This window comes from Martinezella sp. CNPSo 3732 (assembly GCF_057784515.1).
On the sequence record NZ_JBXSOO010000001.1, the window covers coordinates 898,592 to 914,806 of the forward strand.

At 61.2% G+C, this 16,215-nt stretch carries 12 protein-coding genes; 9 read left to right on the top strand and 3 right to left on the bottom strand.

Features of this window, described 5'->3' with window-relative positions; all coding sequences use genetic code 11:
* Positions 1 to 16: 16 nt before the first annotated feature.
* Positions 17 to 1,669: a GMC oxidoreductase gene (locus AC13RM_RS04080; RefSeq protein ID WP_440479249.1), complete on the top strand. Its 1,653-nt coding sequence runs from the start codon at positions 17 to 19 to the stop codon at positions 1,667 to 1,669.
* A 446-nt stretch (positions 1,670 to 2,115) separates the two neighbouring features.
* Positions 2,116 to 3,408 carry an NCS2 family permease gene (locus AC13RM_RS04085; protein WP_440479248.1) on the top strand — a complete coding sequence of 431 codons (1,293 nt, stop codon included), beginning with the start codon at positions 2,116 to 2,118 and terminating at the stop codon, positions 3,406 to 3,408.
* A gap of 150 nt (positions 3,409 to 3,558) precedes the next feature.
* Here AC13RM_RS04085 and AC13RM_RS04090 read toward each other — a convergent pair whose 3' ends face one another.
* Positions 3,559 to 4,044, bottom strand: coding sequence for an ureidoglycolate lyase (locus AC13RM_RS04090; RefSeq protein WP_488554602.1), 486 nt, complete (start codon positions 4,042 to 4,044; stop codon positions 3,559 to 3,561).
* 580 nt (positions 4,045 to 4,624) lie between these two features.
* Between AC13RM_RS04090 and uraH the strand changes: the two genes are divergently transcribed.
* Genes uraH through xdhC form a run of 4 tightly spaced genes read left to right on the top strand, consistent with a single transcriptional unit; the run spans position 4,625 to position 9,691 of the window.
* On the top strand, positions 4,625 to 4,990 hold the full coding sequence (gene uraH, locus AC13RM_RS04095) for a hydroxyisourate hydrolase (RefSeq protein WP_488554603.1): 366 nt from the start codon (positions 4,625 to 4,627) through the stop codon (positions 4,988 to 4,990).
* Positions 4,991 to 4,993: 3 nt separating this feature from the next.
* The gene (xdhA, locus tag AC13RM_RS04100; protein ID WP_488554604.1) at positions 4,994 to 6,478 is read left to right on the top strand and encodes a xanthine dehydrogenase small subunit; all 1,485 of its coding nucleotides are present in this window, start codon (positions 4,994 to 4,996) and stop codon (positions 6,476 to 6,478) included.
* 4 nt (positions 6,479 to 6,482) lie between these two features.
* Positions 6,483 to 8,837: a xanthine dehydrogenase molybdopterin binding subunit gene (xdhB, locus tag AC13RM_RS04105; protein ID WP_374821089.1), complete on the top strand. Its 2,355-nt coding sequence runs from the start codon at positions 6,483 to 6,485 to the stop codon at positions 8,835 to 8,837.
* Between the two features lie 5 nt (positions 8,838 to 8,842).
* Positions 8,843 to 9,691, top strand: coding sequence for a xanthine dehydrogenase accessory protein XdhC (xdhC, locus tag AC13RM_RS04110; RefSeq protein WP_488554605.1), 849 nt, complete (start codon positions 8,843 to 8,845; stop codon positions 9,689 to 9,691).
* On the opposite strand, the gene AC13RM_RS04115 is transcribed toward xdhC, so the two are convergent.
* Positions 9,678 to 10,622 carry a LysR family transcriptional regulator gene (locus tag AC13RM_RS04115; protein ID WP_374821095.1) on the bottom strand — a complete coding sequence of 315 codons (945 nt, stop codon included), beginning with the start codon at positions 10,620 to 10,622 and terminating at the stop codon, positions 9,678 to 9,680. The genes xdhC and AC13RM_RS04115 overlap by 14 nt on opposite strands.
* A gap of 140 nt (positions 10,623 to 10,762) precedes the next feature.
* Between AC13RM_RS04115 and AC13RM_RS04120 the strand changes: the two genes are divergently transcribed.
* Both AC13RM_RS04120 and guaD read left to right on the top strand, forming a co-directional pair.
* Positions 10,763 to 12,001 carry a urate hydroxylase PuuD gene (locus AC13RM_RS04120; protein ID WP_488554606.1) on the top strand — a complete coding sequence of 413 codons (1,239 nt, stop codon included), beginning with the start codon at positions 10,763 to 10,765 and terminating at the stop codon, positions 11,999 to 12,001.
* A complete protein-coding gene (gene guaD / locus AC13RM_RS04125) occupies positions 11,998 to 13,341 on the top strand; it encodes a guanine deaminase (protein WP_488554607.1) in 1,344 nt (447 codons plus the stop codon). Before AC13RM_RS04120 ends, guaD begins: the two co-directional genes overlap by 4 nt.
* 62 nt (positions 13,342 to 13,403) lie before the next feature.
* Here the strand turns inward: guaD and bhcR are convergent, their stop codons facing one another.
* On the bottom strand, positions 13,404 to 14,231 hold the full coding sequence (bhcR, locus tag AC13RM_RS04130) for an HTH-type transcriptional regulator BhcR (protein ID WP_488554608.1): 828 nt from the start codon (positions 14,229 to 14,231) through the stop codon (positions 13,404 to 13,406).
* Between the two features lie 194 nt (positions 14,232 to 14,425).
* Here bhcR and gcl point away from each other — a divergent pair, with 194 nt between their 5' ends.
* Entirely contained in the window at positions 14,426 to 16,210 is a 1,785-nt protein-coding gene (gcl, locus tag AC13RM_RS04135; protein ID WP_488554609.1) for a glyoxylate carboligase, read from the top strand.
* Positions 16,211 to 16,215: the final 5 nt, after the last annotated feature.

A 16,215-nucleotide genomic window follows, 5' to 3' on the forward strand; every position in this document is an offset into this window, starting at 1 on the left:
GCATACGGAAATACCCATGTCTCAGACTACCTATGACGCGCTGGTGATCGGCTCCGGCGCCGCCGGCTCCTTCGCTGCCAAGGAATTGACCGCCCAAGGGCTGTCGGTATTGCTTCTCGAAGCCGGGCCAGCCGTGACCCAGAAGGATTTCGATCCGAACCGCAAGAAGGCGCCGGCCAGCAGCATCAATATCTGGGAGCGCGCCCGTGCCACGCTAAAGGGCCAACCGATCCAGGCGCGCGCCGCATTCTTTACCGAGCGCTTCAGCCATTTCTTCGTCAATGATCGCAAGAACCCTTATACGACGCCGAAGGATGCGCCATTCCTATGGATACGCGGCCGTCAGGGCGGCGGCCGCCTCCACAGCTTTGGCCGGGTGCTGCTGCGCTGGACCGACGATGATTTCAAGATCCGGTCGAAGACCGGCAAGGGCGAGGACTGGCCGGTTTCCTATGAGGAGCTCGCGCCTTACTATGCCGAGGTCGAAACCAGCCTTGGCCTTTATGGCAATGAGGACGGTGTGGAGACATTGCCGGACGGTGTCTATGCCCATCCGGCAAAGCTGACGCCGGCCGAAGAAATCTTCAAGACGGAAGTCCAAGGACGCTGGCCGAAGCGGCATGTCGTTTCCTGGCGCTATATCGCGCCCGATGCCGAACGGACGCCGAAACCGCTGCGCCAGGCGTTGGCGACCGGACGGCTGACGATCCGCCATGATGCCATCGTACGCCGTATCACCACCGACGATGCCGGCGGCCGGGCGACGGGTGCCGAGTTCATCGATCGCGCGAGCGGCAAGGTCGAGGCCGCACGCGCCGCCATCGTCGTGCTCTCGGCGTCGCCGATCGAAAGCGTGCGGCTACTTCTCAACTCGGCGACGGCTCGCCATCCTCATGGGCTCGGCAACAGCTCGGGTGCGCTCGGGCGCTATTTCATGGACCAGCTGCCATGCCTTGCCTTCGGCTCCTTCTCCAAGGCGAAGGGATGGGCGGCCGATGATTCCGCGCCTGTTGACCCCTTCTACAATCCATCCGGCGGCATCTTCGTGCCGCGCTTTGGAGAAGGTGACGCCAGCCGCGGCGATTTCGATTATCAGGGAAGCATCGGCCGAGCGCCGACACCGGATGACGAGCCTTCGCGGCTGGCCTTCTTCGGCTTCGGCCGCATGCTGCCCTATGCCGACAATCGCATCACGCTCGATGCAAAGCGCAAGGACGCCTGGGGGATTCCGGTGCCCCATATCCGATGCGTCATGGGTGAGGAGGAGCATGCCCTGCTGCACCGGCAGGAAGAGGTGCTGATCGACATGGTGGGTGACGTCGGCGGCGAGCTGGAATTCATCGGCTCGCCCACTGGCCTCAGGGAAATGGGTCGCGGCGCCTTCCCCGATGCCGATCCGTTCAGCCGCTTCATGTTCCGCGCATGGTTCCGCAAGACCATGTGCATGGGCGCCGCCATCCACGAAACCGGCGGCGCGCGCATGGGGACATCGAGCCATGAATCCGTCCTCAATGCCCATAACCAGAGCTGGGACATACCCAACTTGCTCGTGACGGATGCTTCCGCCTTTCCGGGCAGCGGCATTGTCGGCACCACGCTCACCGTGATGGCCCTGACCATCCGCGCCTGCAGGAACATTGCCGATCAATATCGCGCCGGACAAATATGATCAGACGCTCCGTTCGGATTAGCGTTCACAATTTCGGTCGGCCTCCATTTTAGATATGGAGGCTCGCCGCGTCACTCCATAGCCGCCGTCTGTGCTGGTTTGGCCATGCGACGGAAATAGTTTGGCTTTCTCACCTTGCTGCGATAAATATCGCGCATATCTTATTGCCAAGCTGCAATCGAGCGATTGTGCGGGACGAAGGGCTGGCTTCGACCATCCGCTAGCGGTTCCAAAATCGGAAGAAATTCGCGCGGAAATAGCTCGAAAATTTAGAAGGTCTTTCGCGAATTGCAGGGAAATCCGGCTCTAGCGCGTAAAGCCATTAAAAGCGCACAATCCCCCCTCGCCACGAAGCGTTGAAAGCCGCTTCTCGCGGCCCGCATCTGGAGGAGATGCGAGGCAAGCCCCATGATTTCACGAGCGTCGGGAACGCTTAGGGAGGAACAATGCTTGAACGACTTTTCAAATTGAGTGAGCACGGCACGTCCGTACGCACGGAGCTTATTGCCGGCGTGACGACGTTCCTGACGATGTCCTACATCATCTTCGTCAATCCGGACATTCTGTCGACGACCGGCATGGACCGCAATGCGGTCTTTGTCGCCACCTGTCTCGCAGCCGCGCTCGGTTCGATCGTCATGGGCCTCGTTGCCAATTGGCCGATCGGCATGGCGCCGGGCATGGGGCTCAATGCCTTCTTCGCCTTCACCGTGGTTTCGGCTCTCGGCTTTACCTGGCAGCAGGCGCTCGGCGCGGTCTTCATTTCCGGCTCCATCTTCGTCCTATTGACAGTGACCGGCGTGCGCAGCTGGCTGATCGCCGGCATTCCGCATTCGCTCAGAAGCGCGATCGCCGCCGGTATCGGTCTCTTCCTGGCGATCATCGCGCTGAAGAGCGCCGGCATCGTAGTCGCCAACAAGGCGACCCTCGTCGGCCTCGGCGACCTGAAGCAGACCGGCCCACTTCTCGCGATCTTCGGCTTCTTCGTCATCGCCGTTCTCGATGCGTTGAAGGTCAGGGGGTCGATCCTCATCGGCATTCTCGCCGTTACTATCCTCTCCTGGATCTTCGGCGTCAGCGAGTTTCACGGCATCGTTTCGGCACCGCCGTCGATCATGCCGACCTTCCTGCAGCTCGACATCGTCGGCGCTCTCCATGGCGGTCTGGTTCATATCATCCTCGTCTTCGTGCTTGTCGAAGTCTTCGACGCCACCGGCACGCTGATCGGTATCGCCAAGCGAGCGAACCTGATCCAGGACGGAAAGCCGAACAGGCTGAGCCGGGCTCTGCTTGCCGACAGCGCCGCAATCGTCGCCGGCTCGCTGATGGGCACGAGCAGTACGACGGCCTTCGTCGAGAGCGCTTCGGGCGTTCAGGCCGGCGGCCGCACAGGCCTGACCGCGATCACCATCGCCGCCCTCTTCATCGCAGCTCTCTTCTTCTCGCCGCTCGCAGCTTCCGTTCCCGCCTATGCGACGGCTCCAGCGCTGCTCTACGTCGCCGGCCTGATGATGCGCGAACTGACCGAGATCGAATGGGAAGACCTGACCGAAGCTGCACCGGCGGCAATCACCGCGCTTGCGATGCCCTTCACATATTCGATCGCCAACGGCCTTGCCTTTGGCTTCATCACCTATGTCGCCGTGAAAGTCTTCACCGGCCGCTGGTCGATGCTGCATCCGGCAACCCAGATCGTCGCAGCCCTGTTCGTCGTACGCTTCGCCTTCTTCGCGGATTGACGCAGGTATAAATGCAAGACCGGATCATTCGCTGAAATGACCCGGTCTTTTGGCATTCAAGAGCTGTTGGAAACGGGAACTTTCTCTAGCAAATAAGGGGCGTTGCGATGGCAGCGCCCCTTCCAATATCTGAGCCGGACCCAGCTCCTTTCAGCGGATCAAAAACGTCTCCTCATAGAAATGCTCCTCGAGATTGACGCCTTTGCCGCCGCGATCGACGACGATGAAGTCGGAGACGCCGTCGAGAGGTGTCAGAATGCCGTGCCAGACATTGCGCCAGATATTGACACCTTGACCGGGCCTGGTGCGGAATGCCACCGGCACGCCCGGACCATTGTCCGTCTGCGGCGCCGCAACGACGAGGAACGGATGGCCGGACAGCGGCACAAAGGCCTGGCTGCCGAGAGGATGCCGCTCGACCATCTTCAACTCCAGCGGCAACGCATAGGGTTCGCCGCGCAGCCAGCTGATCATCGTGCGCGCCTCCTCACCAATCGCTTCGACCTTTGCGAGGTCATGATAGCGAACGCATTTGCCGGCATTGATGGGATAGCTGTGCGCACCCTCCATTTCGATCACGTTGCCGAAAGGCGCGAAGGCGGCTCTGGTCAGTGGTTGAATTTCGATCACTTTCATTCATGGTCTCCCGTTTCCATTCTCCGAAGTCGCCTCTTCCTCGATCGACGATATGTTCGCTTGGGTTCGATGCCTGACCTGCGGTGCGGACAGCAGAAATCGACCGGAGCGCGACTGGCACTCCGGCAGCCACCGTGCCGCGGCCATTTCCATGGTCGATCACTACCGATGCTGATCGCGAAGACCGCGACATCGGTTTCCCGCTAGCTGCGGCAGGGCTTTTCTGCAGCCAAGCGTCTCGAACCGATACCCATCAGGGCCAGCCGAAAATCGGCGCACGCATCACTTCCGCCATGCAACGAGACCGGCGGAAACCTGCCTTTTCATGAAATGCATATCGCGATATCGGCACGTATTTCGCCGCCTCAGTGCATGCGAAGTGCGCTAGCCGAGCTCATCCGTCCCGCCGCGACATCGTATGAAACGTTCCTCCAAACGTTTTCGATACCCAATGTCTAACCGCAAATCGCGCGCGCCATTCCCCCTGGAAAATTTGAAAGTCTCGAACGTTCTAGCTGCTTTTCATGGGAATGGGGCTGGCGGATAGTGGAGACAGCAGCGCCAGGTTCGGGAGAAGAATATGCAGTCTCATTCGCCAGGAGCCGGACGGCTCACGACCCATGTATTGGATACGGCGCTCGGCAAGCCCGCGCAGGGCCTGCGCATTGACCTTTTCCGTGTCGATGGCGACGCGCTGCAGCTTCTGAAGTCCACCGAGACCAACGATGACGGTCGCTGCGATGCGCCGCTACTATCGGGCGAAACCATGAAGGCCGGCGCGTACGAGCTGCGCTTTCATGCCGGCGACTATCTCGGCCGTACATCGCAAGGCCCGATGTTTCTCGACATCATCCCGATCCGCTTCGGTCTTGCCGACGAGGGCGCGCATTACCATGTGCCGCTCCTCCTCTCGCCCTACAGCTATTCCACCTATCGCGGGAGCTGACCGATGACCGCTGCAAGAATCCGCTCCGAACTGCGCTTCATCCTGAACGGCGAGGACGTTGCGCTCCGGGACATCGCGCCAGACCAGACGCTGCTCGACTGGCTGCGCCTCTCCCGCTTGCTGAAGGGCACCAAGGAAGGCTGCGCCGAGGGCGACTGCGGCGCCTGCACAGTGCTTGTGGGGCGGCTGATGCCTGCGGGCAGCCTCCTCTATGAGAGCGTCAACGCCTGCATCCGCTTCCTCGGTTCCCTCGACGGCTGCCATGTCGTCACCGTCGAGCATCTCGCCTCGAGCGACGAGCACCTACATCCAGTGCAGCAGGCGATGGTCGACTTTCACGGTTCGCAATGCGGCTTCTGCACGCCAGGTTTCGTCATGTCGCTCTACGGACTTTGGATGCAGACGCCGAACCCGACGGATCAGCAGATCGAAACGGCGCTCCAGGGCAATCTCTGTCGCTGCACCGGCTATGAGCCGATCCTGCGCGCGGCCCGCGCAATCTCCAACTATGGCGGTACGCAGAACGATCCCCTGCTTGTCGAGCGCGACACCATAATCGCGCGGCTGAAGGCTCTTGCCGATGGTGCTCGTGTCGAAATCGGCGAGGGTCGCCATCGCCTGATCGTGCCGGCGAACCTTGATGATTTCGCTTCGGTTCTGGAGGCATCGCCGACGGCAACCGTAGTCGCCGGCTCCACCGATGTCGGTCTTTGGGTTACCAAGCACATGCGCGACATCACGCCGGTCATCTTCATTGCCGGGCTGCAGGAGTTGAAATCGATCGCGGTGAAAGACCGCGTCATCACCATCGGCGCCGGCGTCACCTATTCGGAGGCGGTCGCGACGCTGTCTGAGCACATCCCGGCGCTCGGGCCGTTGATTACCCGCATCGGCGGCCAGCAGGTGCGCAACATGGGCACGATCGGCGGCAACATCGCCAATGGTTCGCCGATCGGCGATACGCCGCCGGCCCTGATCGCGCTCAACGCGTCGTTGACCTTACGCAAAGGTGCTGCCCGGCGCACCGTTGCGCTTGAAGACTTCTTCATCGCCTATGGCAAACAGGACCGTCAGCCCGGCGAGTTCGTCGAGGCAGTGCATATTCCAGTTCCAGCGGCAGACGAGAAATTCGCGGTCTACAAGGTGACGAAGCGTCGGGATGAGGACATTACCGCAACGCTCGGCGCCTTCCGGCTGGCACTTGCCGCCGACGGGACGGTTGCCGAAATCCGGATTGCCTATGGCGGCATGGCCGCAACGCCAAAACGGGCCTTCGCCGTCGAAAGGGCGCTGCTCGGCCAGCCCTGGAACGAAAAGACCGTGGACATGGCAATGGAGAAATATGCCGAGGATTACACGCCGCTGACCGACATGCGTGCCACGGCGGAATATCGTGCGCTGGCGGCAAGAAACCTTCTGCTGCGCTTCTACCTGGAAACGACGTCCAGTGCGGCGCCGGCGCAGGTATCGAGATACGAGGCCGCGTAAGCCCATGAATAAGCACACACCAGACCTCACACCCGAAACCATCATTGGCGGCGTCCATTCGAGCCCACGCCATGATTCTGCGCACAAGCATGTCTCTGGTACGGCCGTCTATATCGACGACATTACAGAGCCGAACGGCACCCTCCATGCCGGCCTTGGCCTCTCGACTGTCGCCCATGGCATCCTGAAATCCGTCGATCTTGCCGCCGTGCGGGCAGCCCCCGGCGTCGTCGCCGTGCTCACCCATGAGGATGTGCCCGGCGTCAACGACATCTCTCCCTCCTACATGAACGACGACCCGGTGCTTGCTGCCGGCAAGGTCGAGTTTCACGGCCAGCCGATTTTCTGCGTGATCGCCGAAACGCGCGAGCAGGCTCGCCGCGCCGCAAGGCTGGCAAAGATCGAGTACGAGGAATTGCCTGCTGATATCGACATCTGGGATCTCGATGTCTCGATCCATAGGCAGGTCGTCACGCCGCTGACACTGAAGCGCGGCGATGCGGCGGCCGCACTTGCAAATGCGCCGCGGCGCGTGACGGGCCGCATGCGGCTCGGTGGCCAGGATCATTTCTATCTCGAAGGCCAGGTCTCGCTGGCCGTGCCTGGCGAAGATGACGAGGTCGTCGTCCATTGCTCGACCCAAGGCCCGAGCGAGACGCAGCATATGGTCGCCCATGCGCTGGGCGTCCCGAGCAATGCTGTCACCATCGAGGTTCGCCGCATGGGCGGCGGCTTCGGCGGCAAGGAAACACAGGCAAACCAATGTGCCGCAATTGCAGCCATTGCCGCCAAAAAGCTGAAGCGTGCCGTCAAGGTCCGGCTCGACCGCGACGAAGATATGGTGGCGACCGGCAAGCGGCACGACTTTGCCATCGATTACGATGTCGGCTTCGACGATGAAGGCCGCATCCTCGCCGTCGATTACACCTTCGCGCTGCGCGCGGGCTTTTCTGCCGATCTTTCTGGCCCCGTCGGCGATCGCGCACTGTTTCACTGCGACAATGCCTATTTCTTCCCGCATATTCATGCGAAGTCGGCGCCGCTTTATACCAATACGGTTTCCAACACGGCCTTCCGCGGCTTCGGTGGCCCGCAGGGCATGGTCGGCGCCGAACGTGTCATCGACGAGGTGGCCTTCGCCGTCGGCAAGGATCCGCTCGAAATCCGCAAGCTGAATTTCTACGACGCAATGGGCGCTCAAGGCGAACGCAACCTCACCCCCTATCACCAGAAGGTCGAGGACTGCATCATCCAGCGCATCGTCGCCGAACTGGAGGAAAGCGCCGATTATGCCGGCCGCCGCAAGGCCATTTCCGAGTTCAACGCCAAGAGCCGCATCGTCAAGCGCGGCATCGCTCTGACCCCGGTCAAGTTCGGCATTTCCTTCACCAAGACGGAATCGAACCAGGCCGGCGCGCTGGTGCACGTCTATAGCGATGGGTCCGTGCATATGAATCATGGCGGCACCGAAATGGGGCAAGGTCTGCATCTGAAGGTCGCGCAGGTCGTGGCGGAAGAATTCCAGATCGATCTCGACCGGGTGAAGATCACGGCGACGACGACGGCAAAGGTGCCCAACACCTCGCCGACCGCGGCCTCCTCGGGCGCCGATCTCAACGGCATGGCTGCGCAAAATGCAGCGCGCCAGATCAAGGAACGGCTGATCGCCTTTGCGGCGGAAAGCCATCAGGTGCCGCGTGATAAGGTTCTCTTCCTGCCCAACCGCGTATGCATCGGCGACATCGAGATGTCCTTCCCGGAGCTCATTAAGAAGGCCTATATGGCGCGGGTCCAGCTTTCGGCCGCCGGCTTCTACAAGACGCCGAAGATCCATTGGGATCGCAAGGCCGGCCGCGGCCATGCCTTCTACTACTATGCCTATGGTGCTGCCTGCTCGGAAGTATCGATCGATACGCTGACGGGCGAATATGTCGTTGAACGCACCGATATCCTCCACGATACCGGCCGCTCGCTCAATAAGGCCATCGATATCGGCCAGGTCGAGGGTGGCTTCATTCAGGGCATGGGCTGGCTGACGACGGAAGAGCTTTGGTGGGATAACAAGGGGCGGCTGCGCACTCATGCGCCCTCGACCTACAAGATCCCGCTTGCATCCGACCGCCCGAAGATTTTCAATGTAGCGCTGACCGATTGGTCGGAGGCCTATGAGCCGACGATCCATCGATCCAAGGCGGTCGGCGAGCCGCCGCTGCCGCTTGGCCTTGCCGTTCTGCACGCTCTATCGGATGCCGTGGCGAGCGTCGCCGACCACAAGATCTGCCCGCGTCTCGACGCGCCGGCAACGCCCGAGCGGGTACTGATGGCAATCGAGCGCCTCAAGGCTGCGCAAAAGGAGTGAAGGTAATGCCTGCCCGCGAAGACATCCGCGATTTCCTGCGTCGGGAGCCGATGTCGATGCTCGTCGAGGTCACGGGTGTCGCAGGTTCGGCGCCACGCGATACCGATGCCTGGATGCTGGTGTCCGAACGAGCGATTTTTGCAACGATCGGCGGCGGGCAACTCGAATATATGGCGATCGATCAGGCGCGTCGGGCGTTACGCTCGGGTCTCGCGGCTGAGCCGATGAGCGTACCGCTCGGTCCGGAGATCGGCCAATGCTGCGGCGGTCGGGTCGGCCTCGCCTTTACAGCGCTCAATCCTGACCGTGCAAACGACCTCATCGCCCGCAGCGACCGGGAAATGGCCGCGCGACCGCATGTCTATGTTTTCGGAGCGGGCCATGTCGGCGATGCACTCGCCCTGGCACTTTCGCTAGCGCCGTTGCGCGTAGTGCTTGTCGATACGCGAGAGGAAGAGCTCGTCGCCAGTACCGTGCCGGGCGTCGAGACCTGTCTCACGGCCATGCCCGAGGCTGTCGTGCGCGATGCGCCGGCCGGCAGCAGCTTCGTCATCCTCACTCATGACCACGCGCTCGATTTCCTGATTGCCGCAGAGGCGCTCAAGCGCACAGACGCAGCCTATGTCGGCATGATCGGCTCGAAGACCAAGCGCGCGACCTTCCGCAACTGGCTGTCGCGCGAAAGCGGCCAGACGGAGCTTTTCGAACGCCTGATATGCCCGATCGGCGGGACGGCAGTGAAAGACAAACGCCCGACTGTCATCGCCACACTGGCGGCCGCCGAGATCATGACGGCGGCGCTGACCTGGACGGCTGATCACGCAAGGGTTGCGAACAGCGTTAACCGCCCGTAGCCGCAGCCGCCGGCTCGTCCTCGAGCAGCTTGCCGATCAGCCGCTGACAGCGCTCCGCCATGAAATCGATCATCAGGCGGACCTTCGGATCCTGGAAACGCTTGTGCGGGTAGATGGCCGCAAGCTGCACCGGGGCCGGAGGACTCTCCTTCAGGATCTCTAACAATCGCCCTTCCTTCAGATAGGCCTTCACCTCGAACAGCGGTTTGTTGATGATGCCGCGGGCTTCCAGCGCCCATTGGGTGAGCACGTCGCCGTCGTCGCTGTCATAGGGGCCTGCGACTTCGAACTTGCGGGCACCTTCCGCCGTCATCAACGTCCAATAATATTCCTTCGAGCCGGGATAGCGCAGCAAGAGACAGTCATGCTTGTCGGCGATCAACGCATCCGCGGTCGCCGGCACGCCGCGCTGCGCCAAATAGGCAGGCGACGCGCACAGCACCCGCTCGCAATTGAGGATGCCGCGCATGCGCAGGTTGGAATCCTCCAAGACGCCGAGCTTGAAGGCGACGTCGACGCCTTCGGCCAGGATATCGACATTGTGGTCGGACAGGCGCAAACGGACTTCGATATCTGGATATTTGTCGTGAAATTCCGGAATGCCCGAAGCGATCAGCCGCCGGCCGATACCGAGCGGTGCTGTGATCCTCAGCGACCCCTTCGGATTGCGTGAGAGATCGGCTATCGCCGCTTCCGCCTCGTTCACAGCCTCGATGATCTTCACGGCCTTTTCATAGAAAACGCGGCCATGTTCGGTCGGCGAGAGCTTACGCGTGGTGCGGTTGAAGAGGCGCACGCCAAGATGACGCTCGAGTTCCTTGATGCGGTTGCTCGCAACCGCAGGCGTGACGCGCTGGTCGCGGCCTGCTGCCGAAAGGGTACCGAGTTCGACCACGCGAACGAAGACACGGACATTATCAAGATAGGACATGGCTCTTTCTACCACATTGGCGCGCGGAACAAACCAGGGTTCATCTTATAGATTTTTTTGAAAGTGTTGGCGGATTAACCGGGATTTTCGAGAAAATGGAGCGATGGCAAACACTCCCATAGAGATCGGGAGGAGCTCCCATGTATGAATATGCAATCGCCTGGGACTGGCTGACTTTTGCCGTCCGCTGGCTGCACGTCATTACCGCCATCGCCTGGATTGGCTCATCATTCTATTTCGTGGCACTTGACCTAGGCCTCAAAAAGCATCCGGCGCTGCCGCCGGGAGCCTATGGCGAGGAGTGGCAGGTCCATGGCGGCGGCTTCTACCATATCCAGAAGTATCTGGTGGCGCCGGCCAACATGCCGGACCACCTCGTCTGGTTCAAATGGGAAAGCTATGTCACCTGGCTGTCAGGCTTCGGCATGCTCTGTCTCGTCTATTATGCCGGCGCCGACCTCTACATGATCGACCCGGCTGTGCTTGACGTCTCCAAGCCGGTGGCGATCGCCATTTCGCTCTGCTCGATTGCCGGTGGCTGGCTCCTATACGACCTGATCTGCAAATCGCCCTTCGGCAACGACAATACGCGGCTGATGGTGGCGCTCTATTTCATCCTCGTGGCGGTGGCCTGGGGCTATACCCATCTTTTCACCGGCCGTGCCGCCTTCCTGCATCTCGGCGCCTTCACCGCGACGATCATGTCGGCCAACGTCTTCTTCATCATCATTCCGAACCAGAAGATCGTCGTCGCCGACCTGCTTGCCGGGCGTACGCCAGATGCGAAATACGGCAGGATCGCCAAACAGCGGTCAACCCACAACAACTACCTGACGCTGCCGGTGCTGTTTCTGATGCTGTCGAACCACTATCCGCTGGCCTTCGGCACGCAGTTCAACTGGATCATCGCCTCGCTCGTCTTCCTGATGGGCGTCACGATCCGCCACTGGTTCAACACCCGCCATGCCAATGCCGGCAACCCGACCTGGACCTGGCTCGCCACCGTCGTGCTGTTCATCATCATCATGTGGCTTTCCACAGTGCCGAAGATCCTGACGGGCGAACCCACAACGAAGATCTCCGCAATCCAGCAACCCTTCATCACGGCACAGGATTTCCCAAAGGTCCGCGATACCGTGATGGGTCGCTGCTCCATGTGCCATGCGAAGGAGCCGAGCTGGGAGGGGATCGTCGCTCCGCCGAAGGGCGTCGTCTTCGAAACCGATCGCGATATCGCCGCCCATGCGCGCGAGATCTACCTGCAGGCCGGCCGCAGCCACGCCATGCCGCCGGCCAACGCCTCTCACATAACCGACGAGGAGCGTCGACTGCTCGTCTCCTGGTACGAAAGTGCCATCAATGGGGAGAAGACCCAATGAACGAAGTCCTGATCCGTGGTCGCGTGCTGACCTTCCTTGCCGAGCCGCAAGGCATCGACGATACCGCCTCCTATCGCTATATCGAGGACGGCGCGATCTTCGTACGCGACGGCAAGATCGTGGAAATCGGTGCCTATGGCGACATTCGCAGGCTGGTCGATGCCGGCGTCAGGATCGCGGATCACCGTCCGAACCTCATCCTGCCGGGCTTTATCGACACGCACCTGCATTTCCCGCAGATGCAAGCGATCGCGTCTTATGGCGCCCAGCTGCTCGAATGGCTGAACACCTATATTTTCGTCGAGGAACAGAAGTTTGCCCGCGCCGCCCATGCCGCCGAAGTGGCCGACCGCTTCATGGACGAACTCCTATCCAACGGCACGACCACGGCCGTCGCCTATTGTTCGGTGCACCCGGAAAGCGTCGATGCCTATTTCGCGGCAGCCGAAGCGCGCGGCATATGCATGATCGGCGGTAAGGTGATGATGGACCGCAACGCGCCGGACGCACTGCGCGATACGCCTCAGCGCGGCTATGACGACACCAAGCGACTGATTGCGAAATGGCACGGCCGCGGACGCGCGCATTATGCCATCAGCCCGCGCTTTGCGATCACCTCGACGCCGGAGCAAATGGAAATGAGCCGGGCTCTCGTCGCCGAACATCCGGACTGCTATGTCCAGACGCATCTTTCCGAAAACCGGGATGAGATTGCCTTCGCCACCTCCCTTTATCCCGAGGCGAAGGACTATACGGACATCTATGCCCGTTACGGCCTGCTCAACGACCGCATGCTGCTCGGCCATTGCATCCATATGAGCGAACGGGAAGTCGCGGTGCTCGCCGAAACTGGCGCGGTCGGCGTCTTCTGCCCCACCTCCAACCTCTTCCTCGGCTCCGGGCTCTTCAACGCCGCGGAGTTTGACAGGCTTGGCGCACGCTGGTCGGTTGCAACCGATGTCGGCGCCGGGACCAGCTTCTCCATGCTGGAAACGATGGATGAAGCCTACAAGGTGCTGCATCTGCAGGGGCAGCGGCTGACGCCGTTCAACTCCTTCTATCGCATGACGCGCGGCAACGCCGCGGCGCTCGGTCTCGAAAAGCAGATTGGCTCGCTGCAGGCGGGTGCGGACGCCGATATCGTCGTGCTTGATTCCAGCGCCAAGTCGGCCATGGAATTCCGCATGCGCACCGCAACGTCACTGGCTGAGGAACTCTTTATCCTGCAGACCATGGGTGACGATCGCTGCATTGCCGAAGTCTATGTCGGCGGCAGGGCGATGAAGACCAAGGGCAAGAAAGCAGACACGGTCCTACGCGAACAACTGCAGCTCGCCTGACCAATAAATGTGGCGGACCGGCAACGCCGTCGTCTCTGGATAGGAGATGGCGGCGAAGACGTTCAAGCCCGCTTCGAGCGTCCGCCCATCGCCTTCGTCAATTCTTCCGCCGCGGCCCGCACAGCAGGACCAAGCGCAGCAACCCTTTCATCCGGCAGCCGCACAGCCGGGCCTGAAATCGAAATGCCGGCAATAGCCTCGCCATATTCGTCGAAGATCGGCGCGGCAACACACCGCATGCCGAGCGTGTGTTCCTCATCGTCGATCGACCAGCCGCGCGAACGGATCTCGGCCATATCCGCGAGCAGCACGGGGAGCGTATCGCGGGTTTTATCGGTGAAATGCTGTAGCGACCGCCCTTTGAGCAAAGCCTCTATCTGGCTATCCGCCCAGGTGGAAAGGATCGCTTTGCCAATGCCGGAGGCATGAATCGGCCCACGACGGCCGGGGCGAAAAAAGGCACGCATCGGCGCATGGCTTTCCGCCTGGGAGATGAAGACGACATCGCCATCTTCCTCGATGGCGATGTTAGCGGTCTCGCCGGATGCCTCCATCAACTGCTTAAGAAAAGGCCGGCTGATTGTGCCAAGCTTACGGAAGCGTAAGTAGGCCGTTCCGATCTCGAAGGCTTTCACTCCAATCGTCCAGGCGCCGGTCTCAGCGTCATGCGCCACCATGCCGTGCTGGGCGAGAGAGGTCAGCAGCCGGTGAACGGTGGAGGGCGCCATGGCCGATCTGTCGGCGAGATCCGTCAAAACCGCACCATCGGCTTCGGCCACCAGCTCCAGCAGCTTCAGACTGCGATCGAGCACCTGCACGGACGAGGCCGCCGCATTCTCGGCCGGTTTCCGGCCTGGTCTGCCCCTCGTCTTTTCCCGATTTTCCGCCATGACGCTCACTTTTGACTGAAGGCGCGCCGCGCAGTTTGGCGCCGCCCGCTTGGGCTTCATGACATATCCGCTTCGCTGTGATTGTTCCAGATTCGTTGAAAATGTTTATTTCCATATGATGGGATTGATTTCCATTTTAAGATTGCACTCGTTCACCTATGCGGTACCTTCGATCCAGAAACGGAGGAAATCCCATGGCGAAGATGCGTGCAGTCGATGCCGCAGTGCTGGTTCTGGAAAAGGAAGGCGTCAATTGCGCCTTCGGCGTTCCCGGCGCTGCGATCAACCCCTTCTATTCGGCAATGAAGGCACGTGGTTCGATCCGCCATGTGCTGGCCCGTCATGTCGAGGGCGCAAGCCATATGGCCGAGGGCTACACCCGCGCCCGCGCCGGCAATATCGGTGTGTGCATCGGAACGTCGGGGCCTGCCGGCACCGACATGATCACCGGCCTCTATTCGGCCTCTGCCGATTCGATCCCGATCCTCTGCATTACCGGCCAGGCGCCGCGCGCCCGCCTCGACAAGGAGGATTTCCAGGCTGTCGATATCGCCAAGATCGCAGCCCCCGTCACCAAATGGGCCGTTACCGTCATGGAGCCAGCGCTCGTCCCTTACGTCTTTCAGAAGGCATTCCATACGATGCGCTCTGGCCGCCCCGGCCCGGTTCTCATCGATCTGCCCGTTGACGTCCAGCTCGCCGAGATCGAGTTCGATATCGATACCTATGCGTCGCTTGCCCCCTACAAGCCCTCGGCGACGCGAGCCCAAGCGGAAAAGGCGCTTGCCATGCTGAACGCGGCCGAGCGGCCGCTGATCGTCGCAGGCGGTGGCATCATCAATGCCGATGCGTCGGACCTGCTTGTCGAATTCGCCGAAATCATCGGCGTTCCGGTCATCCCGACGCTGATGGGCTGGGGCACGATCCCGGACGATCATCCGCTAATGGCCGGCATGTGCGGGCTACAGACCTCGAATCGCTATGGCAATGCGACGCTGCTTGCCTCCGATTTCGTCTTCGGCATCGGCAATCGCTGGGCCAATCGCCACACCGGCAATGTCTCGACCTACACCGAAGGGCGAACCTTCGTTCATGTCGATATCGAGCCAACCCAGATCGGCCGTGTCTTCGCTCCTGATTTCGGTATCGTCTCAGATGCCGGTGCCGCGCTGAAGCTCTTCCTCGACGTTGCGACGGAATGGAAGACCGAAGGCAAGCTGCGCGACTGGTCGGCCTGGGCGGAGGAATGCCGCGATCGCAAGCGCACCATGCTGCGCAAGACGCATTTCGACCAAACGCCGCTGAAGCCGCAGCGCGTTTACGAAGAGATGAACAAGGCCTTCGATCGCGACACCTGCTATGTCTCGACCATCGGGCTCAGCCAGATCGCCGGCGCGCAATTCCTGCACGTCTACAAGCCGCGTAACTGGATCAATTGCGGCCAGGCCGGCCCGCTCGGCTGGACCCTGCCGGCAGCGCTCGGCGTGCGCGCTGCAGATCCGGACCGCCCGATCGTGGCCCTATCCGGCGACTACGACTTCCAGTTCCTCATCGAGGAATTAGCAGTCGGCGCCCAACACAAGCTCCCCTACCTGCATGTGGTCGTGAACAATTCCTATCTCGGCCTCATCCGCCAGGCTCAGCGCGGCTTCAACATGGATTTTGAGGTCAGCCTCGCCTTCGAGAACATCAATGCATCCGGTGATGCGGAGCCGGGCTATGGCGTCGACCATGTCGCCGTTGCCGAAGGCCTCGGCTGCAAGGCGATCCGGGTGCGCAGCCCGAACGAGTTCCAAGAAGCGTTCACGACAGCAAAGCAGCTGATGGCGGAGCATCAGGTTCCCGTGGTCATCGAGTTTATTCTGGAGCGCGTCACCAACATCGCCATGGGGGCCGACATCAATGCGGTCGTCGAGTTCGAGGAGCTTGCCGAACGTGGCGAGGATGCCCCAACCGCAATCCTCGCTCTACTGGACTGAAGGAG